Below are 19,258 nucleotides of genomic sequence, written 5' to 3' on the forward strand. Positions count from 1 at the left end.
TGCGATCGAACAAACGAAGGCCCGCGCCCTGGTCAAGACGGGCGGGGCCTTCGAAAGGTTCCCTCGCGGGCCGGACCGTGGACAACCCGGTCTTGAGCGCCGACAGTCCCAGAGCGACGGACGGCCGCTCGCCCGGCCGTCGACCCGGCCGCTCGCCGGGGCGGCGGCGCGGCACCGCTCACTCGATTCGACTCTTCGGACATTTCTGTCAAAATTGAGACCGTAGAGCCCCACGCACTCGCGGGTTCCCCGCGACCGTGTCGTACGACTTCACTCGATGTCCGCCGTCGGCGGCACCGGTGAGGCCTTCTGGCGGCCTCCGCTCGACGGAGGCCGGGAAGAAGGTGGAGACGATATGAACCTGGCCTACGACTATCCGGTCCTCGGAGCCTTCTGGACCACCATGTGGATCTTCCTCTGGATCCTGTGGTTCGTCCTGCTCTTCCGGGTGATCGGTGACGTGTTCCGGGATGACACCCTCAGTGGAATAGCCAAGACCGGATGGCTGATCTTCGTGATCGTGCTCCCCTTCCTCGGCGTGTTCATCTACGTCGTGGCCCGAGGCAGGGGCATGGGCCGGCGCGAGACACGGCACGCACGGGCGCAACAGAAGGCCCTCGACGACTACATCCGCACCACCGCGGGTCAAGGCGCGGGGCCCCCGAACGAAACGGAGCAGCTCGCCAGACTCTCCGACATCCGCTCCAGGGGAGACATCACCGACGAGGAGTTCCAGCGGGCCAAGGAAAAGATCCTCCACTGAGCGCGCGCCCCGGTACACGGGGGCGCGAAAGAGACCACCTCGCGGAGCCGCCGCCATGACCGACAGCCACCCGCACGGATACGCCACACGGCACCACACCCCGCGCGAACGGGTCGCGCTCGGCAAGGCCGCGCGGGCCTCCGTACCCCGCTCCAGCCACGCCGAGTTCGCGCCGGGGCCCCAGCGGCCGGACCCGTTGGGGATCATCACGAGGCAGTCGGCGGCGCGGCTGCCCGAACTCGTGCCGATCCGCTACGGCAGGATGTCCGAGTCACCGTTCCGCTTCTACCGGGGGGCCGCCGCCGTCATGGCGTCGGATCTCGCGGACACTCCGACGACGGGGCTGCGTACTCAGCTGTGCGGGGACGCGCACATGTTGAACTTCCGGCTGCTGGCCTCACCCGAACGTCGGCTCATGTTCGACATCAACGACTTCGACGAGACCCTGCCGGGCCCCTGGGAATGGGACGTCAAGCGCCTAGCCGCCAGCCTCGCCATCGCGGGCCGCGCGAACGGCTTCAGCGCCAAGGAACGGGCCGCCATCGTGGAGGCCACCGTGCGGTCCTACCGCGAGAACATGCGGTCCTTCGCCGGGCTCGGCAATCTGGCGGTCTGGTACACCCAGTTCGATGTCGACCGGGTACGTGACCGGTTCACGGCAGACCTGTCCACGCGAGGACGCGACCGGTGGGCGTGGACCGTGGCCAAGGCGCGCTCGCGCGACACCCTTCAGGCCTTCGACAAGCTCACCCACGTCATCGACGGCAGGCGCCGCATCGCACCCGATCCACCGTTCATCACCCTTCTCGAGGATCTGCGGCCGGAGGACCGGCACGGTGATGTGGAACAGGAGATCCGCCGGCTGATCGAGCGCTACGGCCAAACCCTCCAGTCGGACCGGCGGTTCCTGCTGGAGCAGTACCGGGTGGCCGACATGGCGCGCAAGGTCGTCGGAGTCGGCAGCGTGGGCACCCGCTGCTGGATCGTGCTCCTGCTCGGCAAGGACGACAAGGATCCACTGTTCCTCCAGGCCAAGGAGGCCGCCGAGTCGGTACTGGCGCCCCACGTAGGGGCCAGCGCGTACCGGACGCAGGGCGAGAGGGTGGTCGCCGGACAGCGGCTGATGCAGGCCACCAGCGACATCTTCCTCGGCTGGGAACGGGTCGAGGGCTTCGACGGCCGACCGCGGGACTTCTACGTACGACAGTTGCGGGACTGGAAGGGGGTCGCCGTGGCCGAGGACATGGTGCCCCGCGGCATGCGTGCCTTCGGCGCGCTGTGCGGCGCGACCCTGGCCCGGGCCCACGCCAGGTCCGGCGACCGCATCGCCATCGCCGCCTATCTGGGCGCGGGCGACTCCTTCGACCGGGCGCTGGTGACCTTCGCCGAGAGCTACGCCGACCAGAACGAGCGCGACCATCAGGCACTCGTCGATGCCGTCCACGCCGGACGGCTGTCCGCCGAAGCCGCCTGACGGTCTCCGGAGGCGCGGGTTCGAGACCGTCCCGTGGGGCGCGGACGCGCGTCGGCCGGGCAGCGCTTCAGCGAGCGGCGACACGGGGACGGGAGCCGGAAGGCGGCGCGGCGTCGGCGTCGGCGTCCAGGAATTCGCGGATCGCGAAGCCGACCAGCGTGAGCACCGCGATCCACACCACGACCATCACGGTCGGGTAGGTCCAGGTGAACAGGACGATCGCGGCGACCACCAGGATGGCGGCCCCGATCCCGCGCTTGAAGCGGTGCACGAACCGTCCGGCCGCTCCCAGGCGAAGCCCGGCCGACACCGCCGCGTCGCGCAGAGCGGCGACGGTCCGTCGGCATCCCGCACGGATGAGGAGAGCGATACGGCTGGGGCCGGCGAGAAACGCGGCGACGGCGGTGAAGAGGGCGACTGCGGCGAGTTCCCGCACGCCGGCACGGAGGAACGTGACCAGCGCGTCGTACACGGTTCCGGCGGCTGCCTGGGACGTTCCGGGAGGCAGATGGCCGAGGTAGACGTCGCGCGCGACGGTGAGGGCGATACCGAGGCCCAGCATGGCGACGAACACCGCCAGTGCGGCCCCGATCAGCGCGTGCCGACGGTTGAACGCCACGTACACCCCGGCGGCGGCGATCAGCAGGGCGACGAGGGGCAGCCAGACGCCCATGATCTGAAGGACTCGCAGAGCGTTCTTGACCTTGCCGACATCCTTCGACGCGAACACCACGAAGTCCGTATGGACGTCCGGGATCTTGGCAGCGGCAGCGAGGCCAACGCCGACCAACCGGTCCTTCACTCGGGCGACGACCGGAGCCACGTCGATGGCGACCTCGTTGTCCTTCAGCGAGACCGCGCCGTTGGCCTTCCCCGTGAGGGCCTTGTCGAGCGCACTGTGCGCCCTGCGGTTGCCTTTCACCCAGACCGTCTTGAAGGCACTGCTGGTGACCACCCGCTCCACTGTGTTGCCGATCAGCTGCTTCAGACCGTTCTCGATCGGCTTGTCCAGGCTTTTGAGCAGCTGTGCCGCCCGCGGCGGTACGCCCTTCTGCGAAGCCGCGTCGCTGACCTCCTTGACCAGCGCCTTCACGTCGATCTGTGCCAGCACCACGGAGGTGACCCGATGGGTGACCGCCTTCTGCACATCGGGGTCACCGGCAAGAGGCCCGACGGTGGCGACGTAGCGGTCGGTGTCCCGCACGATGCTGTTCGCCCACACCGCGACGACGGACAGCAGCGCCAGCAGAGCGGCGAAAAGGATCAGCAGAACCGAGCCGAGTGAGCGGAACCAGTGATGGTCCGCCGCCCGTGGCCGCCCGGCCTCCTCCAGGCCGCCCGCCCGGCGTCGCGGTGCGGCCGGCTCGCTGCGCTCCCCCTCGGAGGGCGGGGAATCGCTGTTGTCGCTCATACCCTCAAGGGCATAGCCGCGACGGAAGAACCGCGACCCGGGCGGAGCAGCCGGGTGAACGCGACGAGGTGCGAAAGGCCCAGGCCGGTGGTACGAGGGGGAACGAGGGACGGCGCTTCCGTCCGGGCCGCGGCCCATCTCCTCGCGGCCATCCCGAATGCCCTTCCGCGAGTGGCAAACTGCTTCCATGACGACCTACAAAAACCTGCTCGGCGGTCCGGAGCCGACGTACCTGCTGGAGAACGAAGATGCGTACCGCATGCTGGGCGAGGATTCACTGACACCGGCCGAGGTCACGGCGAAGCATCCGACGTTCTCGCTCGCGTGGGCGATGCTCGCGGACGACGCGTTCGAGGCGGGACGAGTGATCGAGTCCTATGCCTACGCGCGTACCGGCTACCACCGCGGTCTGGACTCGTTGCGCCGGGCCGGATGGAAGGGGCACGGCCCCATCCCTTGGGACCACCGGGCCAACCGCGGTTTCCTGCGTTGCCTCGCGGCCCTCGCTCGTGCCGCGGACGCGATCGAGGAGAAGGACGAGGCCGAGCGCTGCTGGCAGTTCCTCCAGGACAGCAGCGCCGAGGCGTACACCAAGCTGAAGCGCTAGGTGTATTGACACCCAGGCTTTGCCCCGTAACGGCGAACATCGCCGGTCACGGCACCCCCACCGGGGCCGGCCGGGTGGGTGCGCGGTGCGCCCCGCCCCGGCTCCGTGCCCGCTCAGCCACCGCTGGAGCCTTCTCCTCCGCCCGCGTCTGATCCCCGGTCCTCCTCGGATCTCGCGTCTCCGGCGGTTCGCGGCTCCAGTGGCGGCGCGGTCAGCCCGCAGTGGACGCGGCACTCGGGCCGCCCGGCCGGCGTCTCCGTAGCCCCCTCGACCAGCCCGTCCGCCCCCTCAACCCCCTCCGCCGCCCCCTCGGCCACCTTCGTCGGCCTCGGCGTACGCACCGTCGACCAGGCGATCAGCGCCCCCAGCACCAGCACCCCCGCACACATCGGCATCGCGCGCCGGAAGGTGTGGCCGAACTCCGTCGCCGAGCGGTACGCCTCCGGGCCCATGCCCGCCAGCAGCGGCAGCGCGGCCACCGCGAGCAGACCGGCCGCGCGGGCGGCGGCGTTGTTGATGCCACTGGCCAGCCCGGCACGCGCGGTGTCCACGGAGCCCAGCACCGTCGCCGTCAGCGGCGCGACCAGGCAGACCATGCCCGTCCCCATCACCACCAGCGCGGGAAGCACGTCCGTGAGGTACGCGGCGTGCTCCCCCACCCGCAGCATCAGCAGCATGCCGCCCGCGCAGAGCAGAGGCCCCACGGTCAGCGGGATACGCGGCCCGATCCGCTCCGCCAGCGCGCCGGAGCGGGCGGAGAACAGCAGCATCAGCACCGTGGTCGGCAGCAGGGCGGCGCCCGCGCGCAGCGCCGAATATCCGGTCACCACCTGGAGTTGGAGCGTGGTGAGGAAGAAGAATCCGCCGAACGCCGCGTACACGCACAGCGTCACCGCGTTGACCGCCGTGAACAGCCGGGACCGGAAGATGGACAGCGGCAGCATCGGATCGGACCGCCGCCGTTCCACCTGTACGAACGCCACGGCGACCAGCACACCCGCGGGACCCGCCCAGATCACCCTGCCGATCAGCGCGTACGTGACCAGCGCCAGCGTCGCCGCGCCGAGCCCGGCCCCCAGGATGTCGAACCGGCCGTGCGCCGCCGGGTCCCTGGTCTCCGGTACGTGGCGCAGCGCCACCGGCACGCACACCGCCGCCAGCGGCACGTTGATCAGGAAGACCCAGCGCCAGCCGGGCCCGTCCACCAGCCAGCCGCCCAGGAACGGCCCGATCGCCGCCCCGACCCCGCCGAGCCCCGACCAGACCCCGACGGCCCGCGCCCGGTCCTCCGGATGGAAGCTCGCCTGGATGATCGCGAGCGAGCCGGGCACCAGCAGCGCCCCGCCCACCCCCTGCAACGCGCGGGCGATGATCAGCACCCCCGCGTCGGGCGCGATCCCGCACAGCAGCGAACCGAGCGCGAACCACACCACCCCGAGCACGAAGACCCGCCGCCGCCCGTACCGGTCACCGAGCGAACCGCCGAGCAGGATCAGCCCGGCGAGCGTGAGCATGTAGGCGTTGACGGTCCACTGGAGGACCGCCAGATCCGCGTGGAGGGACGCCCCGATATGGGGCAGCGCGACATTGACGACGGTGGAGTCGAGCAAGGCCATGCTCGAACCGAGAACCGTCGTCAGAATGACCCACCGCCCCCTGGCCGAGGACAGCCTGATGTCCATAAGGGGATCATCCCCGCCGCACGGCAAGGCGGCGAGTGGGCAAAGCGGCCGGCCGTCACCTTTTTCGCGCTCTCGCTCAGGCAGGCTTCCCGACGGCGAGAGCCAGCCGCTTCGCCCGGCGCACGGCGTCCTGCCAGGTGTCCTCGTAACGGCGGAAGTCAAGGTCCGTCTTGCTGTAGCCGCCGGGCACCTGGCTGTCGAGGTGACGCACGAGCTGCCGGCAGGAGAGGCGAGCTGCGACGGCGACCTGGGGTGCTCGACCACCTGGACCGAAACGGCCCCGTTCTTGGCTCGGGACCGCAGGCCCCGCACGTAGTCCCGCTCGGTCACTTTCGCGCCTTCGGTGTTCTCGCCATCCTGGTGATCGCCCCGCGTCGCCAGAGCCTTGGCGAAGCTGTCGTCGATGAACGGCACGCCGCCGTAACTGCCGCCGAGGTAGCGGCGCTCGCGGTTCTCCTCCTGGCGTGGCTTGAACTCGGAGAGAGAGAACAGTTCTGTCTCTCCGTACTGGTTCTTGTCCACGAACCAGACCTGATCGCGCTTGAGAATGTCCTCCCCGCCCATACGGCCGAGCAGGCTCGCGTCGTGAGTGGTGAAGAGCAACTGGGCGCCGTGCGGATTGGTGGCGGGGTCCTGGAAGAGCCCGATGAGCTGTGCGGTGAGGAGGGGATGCGGGCTGGCGTCGAGTTCATCGACGGCGAAGGTGCCGCCCTCACTGAGGACGGAGAGCGTCCTCGGTGGCCGATCCAGGGTCGCTTCAGCTCATACGGGCCGTTCCCGTGCAAACCGCTCAAGCCCCTCTCCCGCAGCTCTTCCTCGTTCAGCAGGGTCCGCTCCGTGCCGCAGTCCTCGATTCCGAGATCCGCCGCGCGCAGCAGGGACATGAGTTCCGGAGCGGGGGCGTCCAGCACGCGCATCAGAGCCGGCCCGAACAGCCCCGCTCGGCCAGGAAATGACAGCTTGCGAAACCGCAGCCCCTGCGCGAACCAGTCATAGACCGGCCGGAAGTCCGGCTGTCCGGACCGTGCCGCCATCGACATGAACAGCACATTGGGCTCGGTGATGCTCTCGACCAGCTTCAGTTCGCGTCGGGACTGCGAGTCCCCCGGCTCCACATCCGCTGCGGACCGCTCGAAGATCTTCCGCTTCTTGCCCTGCGGATAGCTGTGCAGCCACTCGTCGATCACCTGCTCGTCATCGACGCTGAAGCCGTACGTGTAGCGGACTCCCTCCAGCAGGAGATCGACCACGAACCACGAGGGCTCACTCAGCGCGGCCTCGTCCAGCCGAAAGGGGTGCCTCAGGACTCCGCCATCCGGTTCCGCGTCGCGGTGCGAGTGCACGACCATCCGAGCCATGTATTCCAGCGCATCGAGCAGATTGGACTTTCCCGCCGCGTTCGCACCGAAGATCCCCACGACGGGGACGGCCTCCCAGTGCGTCCCGGCCGGCCGATCGGCCTCGTACACCGGCTGGAGCTGGAGAGCCTGCTCTTCCCGGAGCGAGCGGTGGTTCGCCGCTCCGAAGTTGAGCAGCACCTGATCCCTCCCTTCACGGATGTTCCACGCCTTTGTGCATGTGAATCGCGCACATCGACTGCTGACAACCGGATACGAGGGTTATCACGCCAAAGAAAAGCGCCGGTCCGCTCATCAGCGGACCGGCGCACACGCCGAGCGGGCCCCCGAAAGGCCCGACGACGGATTACTTGATCTTGGTGCCGGTGGAGCGCAGGGCGGCGCACGCCTCGGTGACGCGCTTGGCCATGCCCGCCTCGGCCAGCTTGCCCCAGGTGCGCGGGTCGTACGTCTTCTTCGAGCCGACCTCGCCGTCGACCTTCAGGACGCCGTCGTAGTTGCGGAACACGTGGTCCACGACGGGCCGGGTGAAGGCGTACTGGGTGTCGGTGTCGAGGTTCATCTTCACGACGCCGTTCTCCAGCGCGGTGGCGATCTCCTCGGCCGTCGAGCCCGAGCCGCCGTGGAAGACGAAGTCGAAGGGCTGGCTGCCGGCGGGCTTGCCGTACTTCGAGCCGACGCCCTCCTGGAGGTCCTTGAGCAGCTCGGGGCGGAGCACGACGTTGCCCGGCTTGTAGACGCCGTGCACGTTGCCGAAGGAGGCGGCCAGCAGGTAGCGGCCCTTCTCGCCCAGGCCGAGCGCCTCGGCGGTACGCAGCGCGTCGTCGACGGTGGTGTACAGCTCGTCGTTGATCTCGTGCGTGACGCCGTCCTCCTCGCCGCCGGTCGGGGTGATCTCGACCTCAAGGATGATCTTCGCGGCGGCGGCCTTGGCGAGCAGCTCCTCACCGATGGCGAGGTTGTCGGCCAGGGTCTCGGCGGAACCGTCCCACATGTGCGACTGGAAGAGCGGGTTGCGGCCGGCCTTCACGCGCTCGGCGGAGACGTCGAGCAGCGGACGGACGTAGCCGTCGAGCTTGTCCTTGGGACAGTGGTCGGTGTGCAGCGCGACGGTGATGTCGTACTTGGCCGCGACGATGTGCGCGAACTCGGCCAGGGCGACCGCGCCGGTGACCATGTCCTTGCTGTACTGACCGCCCAGGAACTCCGCACCACCGGTGGACATCTGGATGATGCCGTCGCTCTCGGCCTCCGCGAAGCCGCGCAGCGCGGCGTGCAGGGTCTGGGACGAGGTGACATTGATGGCCGGGTAGGCGAACTTGCCCGCCTTGGCCCGGTCAAGCATCTCGTTGTAGACATCTGGGGTTGCGATGGGCATCGAGCCGCTCCTTGTGATGTGCGGGTGTGAGGTGCTTGTCCCTGACCTAGGGGGCGTCCCCTGGGGGCGACGTCATCGTCGCCCCCATCTTTCCAGACTCCTCCGCGGGCCCCACGGTGGTCCTGGCTGTTTCACGTGAAACGGCCCTCGTCATGGAAGTAGCCGCAGCTCAGAGGCCGCGACGGGGGCGTTCAGCCGAGGCCCAGCTCGTCGAGCGCGTAGACGTTGAGGTACGGCAGCCCCGCCTCGGCGATGGCCGGGGCGGCGCCCCGCTCGACGATGACCGCGACGGCGACGACCTCGCCGCCCGCCTCCCGTACCGCCTCGACGGCGGTCAGCGGCGAGCCGCCCGTGGTCGAGGTGTCCTCGACCACCAGGCAGCGGCGGCCCTTGACGTCCGTGCCCTCGATCCGGCGCTGGAGGCCGTGCGCCTTCTGCGCCTTGCGGACGACGAACGCGTCGAGCCGCTTCCCGCGCGCGGCGGAGGCGTGCAGCATCGAGGTCGCGACCGGGTCGGCGCCGAGGGTGAGACCGCCGACGCAGTCGAAGTCCAGGTCGGCGGTGGCGTCGAGCATGACCTGACCGACCAGCGGCGCGGCGTGGCCGTCCAGGGTGATCCGGCGCAGGTCGATGTACCAGTCGGCCTCAAGCCCCGAGGAGAGGGTCACCTTGCCGTGCACCACGGCCTTGTCCTTGATCAGCTGGAGCAGCTCAGCCCGTACGTCAGTCATGGCCATGAGCTTACGACCCGGTGCGTCCGGCCCGGACCGGCTCTCCTCAGAGCCGCCGCCAGCTCCAGGTCGCGGCCATCTCCAGCGGCTCCAGCGGGGTGACCAGCCGGGGCGCGGTGTTGAGCCCGTTCGGCGGCCCCGACTGCGGTTCCACACAGACCGCCTCGTCCTGCTCGTCGTAGACCACCACCCACTCGGCACGGCTCGCGACCCTCAGCTCCAGCTGCCCCGGCCAGGTGACGGTCACATCCACCCCGTCGGGCATCCCGAAACAGTCGTCCCACGGTCCGGGGAGCGGCGGAATACGCCGGCCGGTCGGCAGATGATCGGCGCCGCGCGCCTCCTGCCACTCGGCGGTGAAGTCGATCTCCGCGTCGCTCCCGCCGAGGTTGCGCAGGAACCACGGATGCCAGCCGGCCTGCGCGGGGAAGGACGTCTCGTACGTCTCCACGCCCAGCCCGAGCGTCAGGGAGTCCTCGGTCAGCTCGAAGGTCTGGGTGACCAGACCGCTGTACGGCCAGGGCTCGACCAGCTCGTAGGAGAACGACGCCGTGCTGTCGCCCGCGCTCACCGTGTGCCAGGCCGTGTCGCGGCCCGTGCCGTGGATGGCGTGCGGCGGGGAGTTGAGCGGCATCTGGTGCGACACCGCGCCGTTCCTGAACTGCCCGTCCTCGATCCGTCCGCACCAGGGCACCATCGGGAAGCAGCCGTACCGCTCCCCCTGACGCAGCAGTTCGGTCCCGCCGATGCGCAGACTGCCGATCCGGCAGCCGTTCCCGGGGGTGATGGTCAACTCGGCGTCGCCCGCCGCCAGTCGGATGCTCTCTTCGCTGTCACTCACACCCCGACACTACTTGCGCCGTCGCAGGACCCGTCCGACCACCACGGCAGAGGCGAGCGCGAGTGCGGCGGCGGGCGCGATCCAGCGCAGCGTGGCGCCGCCGCCGACGGCGTCGGGCGCGGGCACCGGCGCGTAGCGACCGCGCGGCGGCGCGTGGTCGACCTCCTCGGCGCTGCGCCCGATCATGGTGCGCCGGGCGTGTGCGGCCTCGGCGGGCGGCTCGTCGAGGGGGCCGCCGAGGAGGTGGAAGTCCCCGGTGCTGTAGACGGTTCCGCTCTCCGGGGCTTCGGGGATGTCCGGGACATCCGGGACATCGGGGATCTCGATGTCCTCAAGTCCTTCGAACCCGTCGGAAGCCTCGGAGGCTTCGGAGGCTTCGGAGGCTTCGGAGGTCGAGGAGACAACGCCGCCCGCCGCGCGTTCGTCCGGTACGGATTCCACGGATTCCGCGGATTCCTCGGCCAGCGCCGCGGCGAACCGTTCCAGCAGCCGGCGCGCCGCGGCCGTCAGCGCCTCGGGGGGAAGCTCCGCCAGCCGGCCTTCGGCGCGCGTCCCGCCGGTGAAGGCGACCGTCGTCCCCGCACCGCCGCCGACGCCCGCGCCGCCGTGCGCGCCGCCGTCACCGGTCGCACCAGGCGCGGGTGTTTCCGTCAGCCGGACCGTGAGCGTCAACTTGGCGGAGCCCGTACCCCGGACTTCCGCGCCCTCGCCCTCCGCCGCGAAGACCCCGTCCCGCTCGGCGAGTGTCAGCGCGCCCCGGTAGGTGATCGTATGGCCGCCGATCCGCACCTTCATGCGCCCGGCGAGCGGCCCCGCCGTCTCCTCCGCGTCCTGTTGGAGCCCCGGCACACAGCGGGCGACCCGGGCGGGGTCCCGCAACGTCTGCCGTAGAGCCTCTGCCGAAACCGGAACGAACACCTCATGCTCCATGGAACCCGAGCGTAGTGCCGTCGGGCGGAAGCAGGGGGCTTCTTGACACAGCTGCCTCGCCCCGTCCGGCCACCGGCCCTCACTCCACCGGTCCTCCCTCCACCGGTCCTCCCTCCACCGGTCCTCCCTTCGCCGATCCCCCTCGCACCGATCCCCTCGGCGGCCCTCACTCCACATATCGCGGATGCAGCAGCGTCGACGGCGGCAGCCCCGGCAGCCGTGTCTCCTCCGTGTCGCGCGCGCCCGCGCTCAGTATCGGCTCCGCCAGCGACCGCAGCGGCGGTACGTCCGCCGGGAGGGAGAGCGGCGGAGGGGCGCCCATCCCGGCCAGCTCGAAGCCCCAGTCGCTCGCGGCCGGGCCACCGCTCTTCGACCGGTCCGGCCCGGCGGTGAAGCCCGACGGCCGGCCCGCCGCCCGGTACGGGCTGGTGCCGAACCCGGCCGCGCGCAGCGTCGCGTCGACCGTCCAGTACGTACGCGGCTGGGCCGTGGGCGATCCCGCGTGCACGGCGAGCCGCCCGCCGGCCGCGAGCACGCGCGCGGTCAGCCCGTAGAACTCCTCGGAGTACAGCTTGGTGCTGGGCGTGATCCCGGGGTTGGGCAGATCGGAGATCACCACGTCGTAGAGCCCGCCCTCGGCTCCGGCCACGCCTCCGCCCGCGCCCCCCGGCCCGGCCCCCGCGCCCTGCCCCCGCAGCCAGCTGAACGCGTCCGCGTGGACCACCCGCAGCCGGGGATCGTCGTAGGCGTGCCCGTTCAGCGCCGACAGCGCGGGGTCCGTACCGGCCAGCCGGACCACGCCCGGGTCCAGCTCGACCAGGGTGACCGCGCGCACGTCCCCGTACCGCAGGACCTCGCGCGCGGCCAGTCCGTCGCCGCCGCCCAGAATCAGCACGCGCGCGTGCGGCCCGCGCATCGCCGGGTGCACCAGCGCCTCGTGGTAGCGGAACTCGTCGCGCCCGCTGACCCGCAGCCGCCCGTCCAGATACAGCTCCAGCGGCCCGTCGCGCCCGCCGGTCAGCACGACTTCCTGTACGTCGGTATGGACGGCGACCCGCACCCCGTCCCCGTACACCGCCCGCCGCGCCGCCCGCTCGAAGTCGTCCACCAGCACGGCGGCCGTGGCCAGCACACTGAGCACCAGGACATTGACGGTCAGCAGCACCCACCGCGAACGCGGCGTCAGATCGCGCCCGAACAGCGTCAGGACGAGGGCGCCACCCGCCACCGCGTTGACCGCTCCCGTCAACAGCGCTCCCGTCAACTGCCCCAGCCAGGGCAGCAGCAGGAACGGGAAGGCCAGCCCGCCGATCAGCGCGCCCACATAGTCGGCGGCGAAGAGATCCGCGACGGTCCCGTCGGCCTCCTGCCGGGAGAACCGCTGGATGAGGGTCATCAGCAGCGGGATCTCCGCGCCGATGAGCATGCCGATCGCCAGGGAGAACCCCACCAGCGCGTACCGCGCCTCGCCGATCCACGCGAAGGCCGCGTACAGCACCAGCGCCGAACAGCCGCCCAGCAGGGCGAGCCCCGCCTCCAGCAGCCCGAAGCCGAACGCCGCCCGCAACCGCAGCCGCTTCGCGGCCAGCGAGCCGAGTCCCATGGCGAAGACCATCACGGAGAGGACGACCGACGCCTGGGTGACGGAGTCCCCGATCAGATACGAGGCGAGCGCGACCAGCTCCAGCTCGTACACCAGTCCGCACGCCGAGCAGATGAAGACCACGGTGAGGATCAGATAGCGCGCGGCGTCGGCGCGATCGGGCAGCCGCGCCCCACCCGGGGGCGAAGACGACACGGACTGCTGCTCGATCACACCTGTAACGCTACGTCACGGATTGATTTCCATTTGTCACCCGGAAGGGTGTAATCAGGCCACGGCAGGCATACGTACCCCGACCCGGGTCCGCGTCGCGACGAGGCGGCCCTCCTGCGGGTAGGCATGCCAGGTACGCCAACGGACCTGGCCCTCGTCGCGCTGCGCCAGCATCGCGGTGAACGCGTTGGGCGAGCCGGGAAAGGTACCGGCTAATCCGTTCGGGTGGTCCGCGACCAGCGCGAGCAGCTCCTGCGCCCTCCCGGCGAACGAGCTGTGCGAGAGCGTCTCGACACGCGCGGCGAATTCGTACTCCCACTCACCGAGCCGCTTGGAGACCCCGAGCGGCAGCGGTGTGCTGCTGCCCGGGATACAGGCGACGGTCTCGGAGCAGGTGCCTCCCTCCTCCTCCAGAATCACCTGATGGGAGGCGCCGAGCAGCCGCAGCTGAAGCCCGGCGCCGGCGAGATCGAGATCGAGTACGGCCAGAGCCGGGACGGGGCCTCGGCCCAACGTCCAGGCCAGATCGGCGGCACGGGTGTCGGAGTAGGCGGTATTGAGGGTGGTGAGCATGGATCGGCTCCGCAGAACACGCTTGACGGGTGGGCCGGGGACGTCCCGGACAATGAGCGAATGGGCACATGAGCGAGGGAACTTGAAGGGTGAGATCGCCGGCTCGGCGCCATAGGAGGTCCTAGGGGGTCCGAGGGCTGGAAGCTCTCAACAACGAGGGAATCACGAGGTACGCGACGCTCGCAGTGTTTTTACCCAACTTGACGGGGTTTCCATCCCCTCGGGGGCCCAAGAGTTCAACTGTTCACAAGAATCCGGCGTACGCGGGGCGCATTTGTCGGGCGCACGTCACGGGCGAAGCCGTTGTCGCAGCCACTTCCGCAGCCGCAGCCGGAGCCATTTCCACAGCCACCGCCGGGGCCATCAACGCAGCGGTGCCCGGCGGAAATGACTCCCGCCGGGCACCGCCTTCCTCAGCACGGATCAGCTGCCCCGTGTCAGCTGCCTCCGCCGCATCCCCCGCCGCCACCGCAGGACGAACCGCCGCCTCCACAGGAGGAGGATCCGCCCCCTCCACAGGAGGAGTGGCCGCCGCCCCCGCAGGAGTGATGGCCACCACCGGAATGACCGCCCCCCGAGGACGAACCGCCGCTCCCGCAGGACGAACCGCCCCCGGCCACCGCGCCGCCCCCACCGGCCCACCAGCTGCGCTCGCTCGAACGGCCGCTCTTCGAGCCGCTCTTCGAGCCGCTCTTCGTCCCGCTCCTCAAACCGCGCTTCGAGCCGCTCGTGTTGAGCCTGTTGAGCGTGGCGTCCGCCGCACCGCCCTTCGCCGCGTCGCGACGGCGTCGCGCCCCGCGCCTGTCCCGGCTGCCCACACTCGCGACGACTCCCGCGAACGCGACCCCGATCAGCACGGCCACCACAGCACTCGTGCCCACCATCGTCCTCACCCGTCCTTCCGTCCCCCGAAACGTCCCCCGAACGTCTCCGAAGCGCCCCCCGAGGGGGAAATCCCGCTTCTTCACGTGCGTGAGTGGAGTTGTCCCCCCGGCGCCCCCGGCCCAAAGCCGACTTGAGCAACCCCAGAGGTTCGGCACAGGATGGCGGCCATGACCAAAGAATGGCTCGGTGGCACCACGATCTTCGCGGAGATGTCGGCCCTCGCCCTGCGCACCGGCGCGATCAACCTCGGCCAGGGCTTTCCCGACACCGACGGCCCGGAGTCCGTACGGGAGGCGGCGGTACGCGCCCTGCGCGACGGCCGCGGCAACCAGTACCCGCCGGGCCCCGGCGTCCCCGAACTGCGCTCCGCCGTCGTGGACCACCAGCTGCGGCGGTACGGCCTGACGTACGACCCCGACACCGAGGTCCTCGTCACCGCGGGCGCCACCGAGGCGATCGCCGCCACGCTGCTCGCGCTGGTCGAACCCGGCGACGAGGTCATCGCCCTGGAGCCGTACTACGACTCGTACGCCGCCTGCATCGGCATGGCGGGCGGGGTACGCGTACCGGTCACGCTCCGCCCCCGCGACGGCGCGTACCACCTGGACCTGGACGAACTGCGCGACGCCGTCACCGACCGCACCCGTCTCATCCTCCTCAACACCCCCCACAACCCCACCGGTACGGTCCTCACCCGCGCCGAACTCGCCGCCGTCGCGGAAATCGCCGTCGAACGCGACCTGCTCGTCGTCACCGACGAGGTCTACGAACACCTGGTCTTCGAGGGCGAACACCTCCCCCTCGCGGCCTTCCCCGGCATGCGCGAGCGCACGCTGACGATCAGCAGCGGAGGCAAGACCTTCTCGTTCACCGGCTGGAAGGTCGGCTGGGTCACCGGCGTCCCCGCGCTGGTCACGGCGGTCCGCTCGGCGAAGCAGTTCCTGACGTACGTGGCCTCGGGCCCGTTCCAGTACGCCATCGCCGAGGCCCTGCGCCTCCCCGACAGCTACTTCGACACCCTGCGCGCCGACCTGCGCGCCAAGCGCGACATCCTCGCGGACGGCCTCGGCGCGGCCGGCTTCGACGTCTACCGCCCGGCGGGCACGTACTTCATCACCACCGACATCCGCCCGCTGGGCGAGACGGACGGCTTCGCCTTCTGCCGCGCCCTGCCGGAGCGCTGCGGGGTGGTGGCCGTACCGAACGCGGTCTTCTACGACCACCAGAAGGAGGGCGCGCCGTTCGTACGGTTCGCCTTCTGCAAAAAGGAGGAGGTGCTGCGCGAGGCGGCGGCACGGCTCGGGAGCCTCGGCGCGGGGTGAAATCCGGAGGCGGTAGCGTCGGGAGAGAGTCTGTTTCCCGTAATCCGGAGGATCGCATGCCGAGCACCGTCAATTTCAAGAGCAACCCCGTCAACGTCAACGGCGACTTCCCCAAGGTCGGCGCCGAGGCCCCCGCCTTCGAGCTGGTGGCGGGCGACCTCTCGACGGCCACGCTGAAGACCTTCGCCGGGCAGCGGAAGGTCCTCAACATCTTCCCGAGCGTCGACACCGGCACCTGCGCCGCGTCGGTCCGTAAGTTCAACGAGGTGGCGGCCGGCCTGGCGAACACCGCGGTGCTCTGCGTCTCGGCGGACCTGCCGTTCGCGCAGGGCCGGTTCTGCGGTTCCGAGGGCCTGGAGAACGTCAAGACCCTCTCCACCTTCCGCAGCCGCGCGTTCGTGGAGAACTACGGCGTAGACCTCGCCGACGGCCCCCTCGCCGGCCTCGCGGCCCGCGCCGTGGTCGTCCTGGACGAGAACGACAAGGTGATCTACACCGAGCTGGTCGAGGAGATCACCCAGGAGCCCAACTACGAGGCCGCGCTCGCCGCCCTGAAGTAGGCATGAGCGCCGCCGTACCCGCCGGGGTCCCGGCGGGTACGGCGGGTACGGCGGGTACGGCGGGTACGGGACGCAGGGGGCGAGGGCGCCGGGGCTACGGGAGGGTACGGGGGCGACGGGAGCCCAGGGCCCACGGCGGCTACACGGGCGGCGTGCCCGGCGGGCTCTGCGGCTTCGGGCCGGGCGGAAGCGCGGGCCCCTGATCCGGCGGCATCTTCGGCGGACCGGGCTTCGCGTGCTTGGCGTCGTACAACGGCACCATCCGGCACGTGAGCCGGTAGATCCCGAACGGCGGAAAGAGATCCACCCGCCGAGGGAAATTCTCCTCCGCGCACCCTCCGCACAGAAGGTCCCGCGCCTCGTCACCGACCAGCCGCGCCCGCGCGACGGGGCTGACCCAGCACGACTCGCAGTAGCGGCAGTCCGTGGCCGACAGCAGAACAGCCGTTCTTGTCATCCTCTGACGTCCTTTTCCCTGCGGAGCGGATCCGAAAGCCCTTGCGTGCAAGGCGCCTTCGTCCGCCCTCATCAGTGTGAAAAGTAACGTCTCCCCACGCTGACGCTCGTAGATGCGCTCCCTGAACAGAACCAACTGCGCGGGTGTACGGGCGTGATGATAGGCACGCGGCCGAGGCGGGCTGAACGGCCTTACGGGCAAAGAGAACTGCCCGTACCGCGCCCGCCACATAACCGGCCCGAACGCCGTCCGCCCGAGCCGGTCCAGGGCCCCGGCGCGCGAAGGGGGCACCGCCCGCCCCTTCGGCCGCGTCCGTTCCGCTCGGCGACCGCCTGATTCACCGTCCCGGCGGGCGCGCTGTCCGGACACTCGGGGCCACCGCACTCGCACGGCGATCGGCGCAGGGCGGACCCGGGCACGAGATCCGCGCCGTCCGCACGACCGGCCCCGTCCGGCCCGTCGCCCCCGTCCGCGTTCCCGGAACCCCCCGGCCTGTCCGGGTCCCGCGACCGGTCCGGCCCGCCCTGCCCCTCCGGCCCGCTCGATTCCGGCACCTTTCTCACCACCAGCGCTCCGTTCGCCCCGAAAGCCTCGGTCAGCCGGGACAGCACCCAGCGGGCCCCGCTGTTCGTCATCAACCTTCAACTCCCGGAGTCCACGTTCGACCCGCCTCACCAACTCCGGTGTGGGCGGGGCGAATTCACGCGGGACCCAAGACGGCGTCAAGCGCCAGAAGCCGCCGTTCCCGACCAATGCCCGCAGCTCTCGAATAACTGTTTCACCTGCGTCGCGATCCACCAATGCCTGCACCCTTACTACGGATTGTGAGCGGGGGTGTTCAGAGTGCAATGGCGGGCGCTAGATTGGGAAGGCGCCAGCGGCCCAACCTGCGCAATGGTCGATGCACAGCGCGCGAAACCGCTGCTACCTGCATAAACGCGACCGCTGAGCCGTATTCCCAGACGCTTGGTCAAGGGGTATTCGATGACCGATCAGCATCATGACTTCGCCGACGACACGAACAGCCCGCGCGCGAAATTCGGGGAAGCCCTCAAGGATGCGAGGGAGTTACGGCAGGACGGAAAGCTGTCACAGACGGCCCTGGCCAAGCTCGCCCGCACGTCCAAGTCCACGATCTCCCGAATCGAAAACGCGGTCCCGCCCATTCCGAGCCATCTTCCCGTCATCTTCGACCAAATCTTCAAAACCGACGGCATTTTTAAGCGACTGTATGACGAAACACGTGTGAACGACTTCCCGTCGCGGTACCGGCGCCGCATGAAACTGGAAGCGCGGGCCATCGCCATCGCGGAGTGGTCACCGAACCTGGTCCCCGGGCTTCTCCAGACAACCGCGTACGCGCGCGCACTGTTCAGAGCGGGCAACCCCCGGGCGACCGACCACGAGATCACAACACGAGCGGATGCGCGGATCGCACGGCAGGAAGTACTGCACAGGGGGTCTCCACCCGATCTGTCGATCGTGATCTGCGAGGCGGTGATCAGACGGTCCGTGGGCGGATCAGAGGTGATGCGCGGCCAGTTGGCATCCCTGCTGGCTCAAGGCACTCGTTACACCACCATCGTGCAGGTGCTGCCGTTCAGCACCGGATCACACCTGCTCATGGACGGCTCCATGAGCATCCTTACCGCCCCCGACGGCACCCGCGTTATCTACACGGAGTCGCTCAACGCGGCGGTTATCAACGATGATCCCGCTACGGTTCGAGCAATGTCACGTGCCTACGATGTCCTCACGGCTACGGCTCTTCCGCCGACCGCATCGGCCCAAGTGATCCGTGGGCAAATGGAGGCACTGTGACCCAAGATGTCCCCCTGCGCAGCTGGGTCAGGTCCAGCTACAGCAACCAGGACGGTGGCAACTGCGTCGAGTGGTCCCCCACCCACGCCACCACCCACAGCACCGTCCCCGTACGCGACTCCAAGCGCCCCCACGGCTCCGTACTCCTGCTCACCCCCACCGCCTGGGCCGGTCTCCTGGACCTGGCCAAGTCACAACACCCCTGAGCCGGAAGGCTCATTGGGCGCACACCAAAGCGGGACACACGACATGCGTGGCCCGCAGAGGGGGAGAGGACAGCAGGCAGAGGGGGAGAGGCCCGCAGAGGGGAGCGGACAACAGTGGGTCATGTGTCAGCGGGTGCGTCCCGGGGGACCATCCGCACACGAGCACTCACCAGACGGGGTCACCCCTCCGGCTTCGGCCGGGCCGCCGCCCGGCTGCACATGAGCCAGCCGCCGCTGAGCCGGGCGATCAAGCAGCTGGAGACGGACGTCGGGGCCGTTCTGCTGCACCGCTCCCCCGCCGGCGTCACCCTCACCCGGCCCGGGATCACACTGCTGGACGAGGCGCGTACGCTGCTCGGCCAGGCCGACCGGGTCCGGGTACGCGTCGCCGCGGGAACGAGGGCGACACTAACCCTCTGATCAGCTCCTTCGCGCAGATCGCG

18 protein-coding genes and 3 pseudogenes are annotated in these 19,258 nt (G+C 70.0%); 8 read left to right on the forward strand and 13 right to left on the reverse strand.

The window, feature by feature from the left end:
* Positions 1–355 precede the first annotated feature (355 nt).
* Positions 356–763 carry an SHOCT domain-containing protein gene (locus tag OG627_RS15590; RefSeq protein WP_329065501.1) on the forward strand — a complete coding sequence of 136 codons (408 nt, stop codon included), beginning with the start codon at positions 356–358 and terminating at the stop codon, positions 761–763.
* A gap of 55 nt (positions 764–818) precedes the next feature.
* Positions 819–2,237, forward strand: a complete 1,419-nt coding sequence (locus tag OG627_RS15595) for a DUF2252 domain-containing protein (protein ID WP_329065503.1) — start codon at positions 819–821, stop codon at positions 2,235–2,237.
* Between the two features lie 67 nt (positions 2,238–2,304).
* Here the strand turns inward: OG627_RS15595 and OG627_RS15600 are convergent, their stop codons facing one another.
* Positions 2,305–3,648 (reverse strand): hypothetical protein, encoded by a 1,344-nt coding sequence (locus tag OG627_RS15600; protein WP_329065505.1) that lies wholly within the window; start codon positions 3,646–3,648, stop codon positions 2,305–2,307.
* 187 nt (positions 3,649–3,835) lie between these two features.
* Between OG627_RS15600 and OG627_RS15605 the strand changes: the two genes are divergently transcribed.
* A complete protein-coding gene (locus OG627_RS15605) occupies positions 3,836–4,255 on the forward strand; it encodes a DUF3151 domain-containing protein (RefSeq protein ID WP_329065507.1) in 420 nt (139 codons plus the stop codon).
* A 113-nt stretch (positions 4,256–4,368) separates the two neighbouring features.
* On the opposite strand, the gene OG627_RS15610 is transcribed toward OG627_RS15605, so the two are convergent.
* The 11 genes and pseudogenes from OG627_RS15610 to OG627_RS15660 all read right to left on the reverse strand — a co-directional run bounded on the left by OG627_RS15610 (position 4,369) and on the right by OG627_RS15660 (position 14,448).
* Positions 4,369–5,937: an MFS transporter gene (locus tag OG627_RS15610; protein WP_329065508.1), complete on the reverse strand. Its 1,569-nt coding sequence runs from the start codon at positions 5,935–5,937 to the stop codon at positions 4,369–4,371.
* 76 nt (positions 5,938–6,013) lie between these two features.
* A complete protein-coding gene (locus OG627_RS15615) occupies positions 6,014–6,148 on the reverse strand; it encodes a hypothetical protein (RefSeq protein ID WP_329065510.1) in 135 nt (44 codons plus the stop codon).
* Between the two features lie 419 nt (positions 6,149–6,567).
* Positions 6,568–6,687, reverse strand: a pseudogene (locus tag OG627_RS15620) (hypothetical protein); the annotation flags it as partial.
* Between the two features lie 419 nt (positions 6,688–7,106).
* Positions 7,107–7,295, reverse strand: a pseudogene (locus OG627_RS35495) (AAA family ATPase); the annotation flags it as partial.
* 346 nt (positions 7,296–7,641) lie between these two features.
* Positions 7,642–8,673 (reverse strand): class II fructose-bisphosphate aldolase, encoded by a 1,032-nt coding sequence (fbaA, locus tag OG627_RS15630; protein WP_329065512.1) that lies wholly within the window; start codon positions 8,671–8,673, stop codon positions 7,642–7,644.
* 191 nt (positions 8,674–8,864) lie between these two features.
* Positions 8,865–9,404, reverse strand: coding sequence for an orotate phosphoribosyltransferase (pyrE, locus tag OG627_RS15635; RefSeq protein WP_329065515.1), 540 nt, complete (start codon positions 9,402–9,404; stop codon positions 8,865–8,867).
* 46 nt (positions 9,405–9,450) lie between these two features.
* Positions 9,451–10,245, reverse strand: a complete 795-nt coding sequence (locus OG627_RS15640) for an aldose epimerase family protein (protein ID WP_329065517.1) — start codon at positions 10,243–10,245, stop codon at positions 9,451–9,453.
* 9 nt (positions 10,246–10,254) lie between these two features.
* Positions 10,255–11,175 (reverse strand): SRPBCC domain-containing protein, encoded by a 921-nt coding sequence (locus OG627_RS15645; RefSeq protein ID WP_329065518.1) that lies wholly within the window; start codon positions 11,173–11,175, stop codon positions 10,255–10,257.
* A gap of 166 nt (positions 11,176–11,341) precedes the next feature.
* Entirely contained in the window at positions 11,342–12,991 is a 1,650-nt protein-coding gene (locus OG627_RS15650; protein ID WP_329065519.1) for a polyamine aminopropyltransferase, read from the reverse strand.
* A gap of 54 nt (positions 12,992–13,045) precedes the next feature.
* A complete protein-coding gene (locus tag OG627_RS15655; protein ID WP_329065520.1) occupies positions 13,046–13,564 on the reverse strand; it encodes a DUF2617 family protein in 519 nt (172 codons plus the stop codon).
* A 437-nt stretch (positions 13,565–14,001) separates the two neighbouring features.
* Positions 14,002–14,448: a hypothetical protein gene (locus tag OG627_RS15660; RefSeq protein WP_329065521.1), complete on the reverse strand. Its 447-nt coding sequence runs from the start codon at positions 14,446–14,448 to the stop codon at positions 14,002–14,004.
* A gap of 168 nt (positions 14,449–14,616) precedes the next feature.
* Here OG627_RS15660 and OG627_RS15665 point away from each other — a divergent pair, with 168 nt between their 5' ends.
* Together OG627_RS15665 and tpx are read left to right on the forward strand one after the other, a co-directional pair.
* Entirely contained in the window at positions 14,617–15,771 is a 1,155-nt protein-coding gene (locus tag OG627_RS15665; protein ID WP_329065522.1) for a pyridoxal phosphate-dependent aminotransferase, read from the forward strand.
* Between the two features lie 56 nt (positions 15,772–15,827).
* Positions 15,828–16,331 (forward strand): thiol peroxidase, encoded by a 504-nt coding sequence (gene tpx / locus OG627_RS15670; RefSeq protein WP_329065524.1) that lies wholly within the window; start codon positions 15,828–15,830, stop codon positions 16,329–16,331.
* 139 nt (positions 16,332–16,470) lie between these two features.
* Here the strand turns inward: tpx and OG627_RS15675 are convergent, their stop codons facing one another.
* Positions 16,471–16,788 (reverse strand): hypothetical protein, encoded by a 318-nt coding sequence (locus tag OG627_RS15675; protein WP_329065526.1) that lies wholly within the window; start codon positions 16,786–16,788, stop codon positions 16,471–16,473.
* 984 nt (positions 16,789–17,772) lie between these two features.
* Here OG627_RS15675 and OG627_RS15680 point away from each other — a divergent pair.
* The 3 genes and pseudogenes from OG627_RS15680 to OG627_RS15690 form a co-directional block, all read left to right on the forward strand.
* Positions 17,773–18,609, forward strand: a complete 837-nt coding sequence (locus OG627_RS15680; RefSeq protein WP_329065528.1) for a helix-turn-helix domain-containing protein — start codon at positions 17,773–17,775, stop codon at positions 18,607–18,609.
* On the forward strand, positions 18,606–18,815 hold the full coding sequence (locus OG627_RS15685) for a DUF397 domain-containing protein (protein ID WP_329065529.1): 210 nt from the start codon (positions 18,606–18,608) through the stop codon (positions 18,813–18,815). Before OG627_RS15680 ends, OG627_RS15685 begins: the two co-directional genes overlap by 4 nt.
* Positions 18,816–18,965: 150 nt before the next feature.
* Positions 18,966–19,232: pseudogene (locus OG627_RS15690) on the forward strand (LysR family transcriptional regulator); the annotation flags it as partial.
* Positions 19,233–19,258: the final 26 nt, after the last annotated feature.

It is taken from the genome of Streptomyces sp. NBC_01429 (assembly GCF_036231945.1).
Lineage (GTDB): Bacteria > Actinomycetota > Actinomycetes > Streptomycetales > Streptomycetaceae > Streptomyces.

What these genes read in the sequence shown, in the direction of transcription:
- OG627_RS15595 (WP_329065503.1), top strand. Translation starts at nt 819, where the DNA reads ATGACCGACAGCCACCCGCACGGATACGCCACACGGCACCACACCCCG.
- OG627_RS15645 (WP_329065518.1), bottom strand. Translation starts at nt 11,175, where the DNA reads ATGGAGCATGAGGTGTTCGTTCCGGTTTCGGCAGAGGCTCTACGGCAG.
- OG627_RS15660 (WP_329065521.1), bottom strand. Translation starts at nt 14,448, where the DNA reads ATGGTGGGCACGAGTGCTGTGGTGGCCGTGCTGATCGGGGTCGCGTTC.
- OG627_RS15655 (WP_329065520.1), bottom strand. Translation starts at nt 13,564, where the DNA reads ATGCTCACCACCCTCAATACCGCCTACTCCGACACCCGTGCCGCCGAT.
- OG627_RS15605 (WP_329065507.1), top strand. Translation starts at nt 3,836, where the DNA reads ATGACGACCTACAAAAACCTGCTCGGCGGTCCGGAGCCGACGTACCTG.
- OG627_RS15675 (WP_329065526.1), bottom strand. Translation starts at nt 16,788, where the DNA reads ATGACAAGAACGGCTGTTCTGCTGTCGGCCACGGACTGCCGCTACTGC.
- OG627_RS15600 (WP_329065505.1), bottom strand. Translation starts at nt 3,648, where the DNA reads ATGAGCGACAACAGCGATTCCCCGCCCTCCGAGGGGGAGCGCAGCGAG.
- OG627_RS15610 (WP_329065508.1), bottom strand. Translation starts at nt 5,937, where the DNA reads ATGGACATCAGGCTGTCCTCGGCCAGGGGGCGGTGGGTCATTCTGACG.
- OG627_RS15665 (WP_329065522.1), top strand. Translation starts at nt 14,617, where the DNA reads ATGACCAAAGAATGGCTCGGTGGCACCACGATCTTCGCGGAGATGTCG.
- OG627_RS15680 (WP_329065528.1), top strand. Translation starts at nt 17,773, where the DNA reads ATGACCGATCAGCATCATGACTTCGCCGACGACACGAACAGCCCGCGC.
- fbaA (WP_329065512.1), bottom strand. Translation starts at nt 8,673, where the DNA reads ATGCCCATCGCAACCCCAGATGTCTACAACGAGATGCTTGACCGGGCC.
- tpx (WP_329065524.1), top strand. Translation starts at nt 15,828, where the DNA reads ATGCCGAGCACCGTCAATTTCAAGAGCAACCCCGTCAACGTCAACGGC.
- OG627_RS15590 (WP_329065501.1), top strand. Translation starts at nt 356, where the DNA reads ATGAACCTGGCCTACGACTATCCGGTCCTCGGAGCCTTCTGGACCACC.
- pyrE (WP_329065515.1), bottom strand. Translation starts at nt 9,404, where the DNA reads ATGACTGACGTACGGGCTGAGCTGCTCCAGCTGATCAAGGACAAGGCC.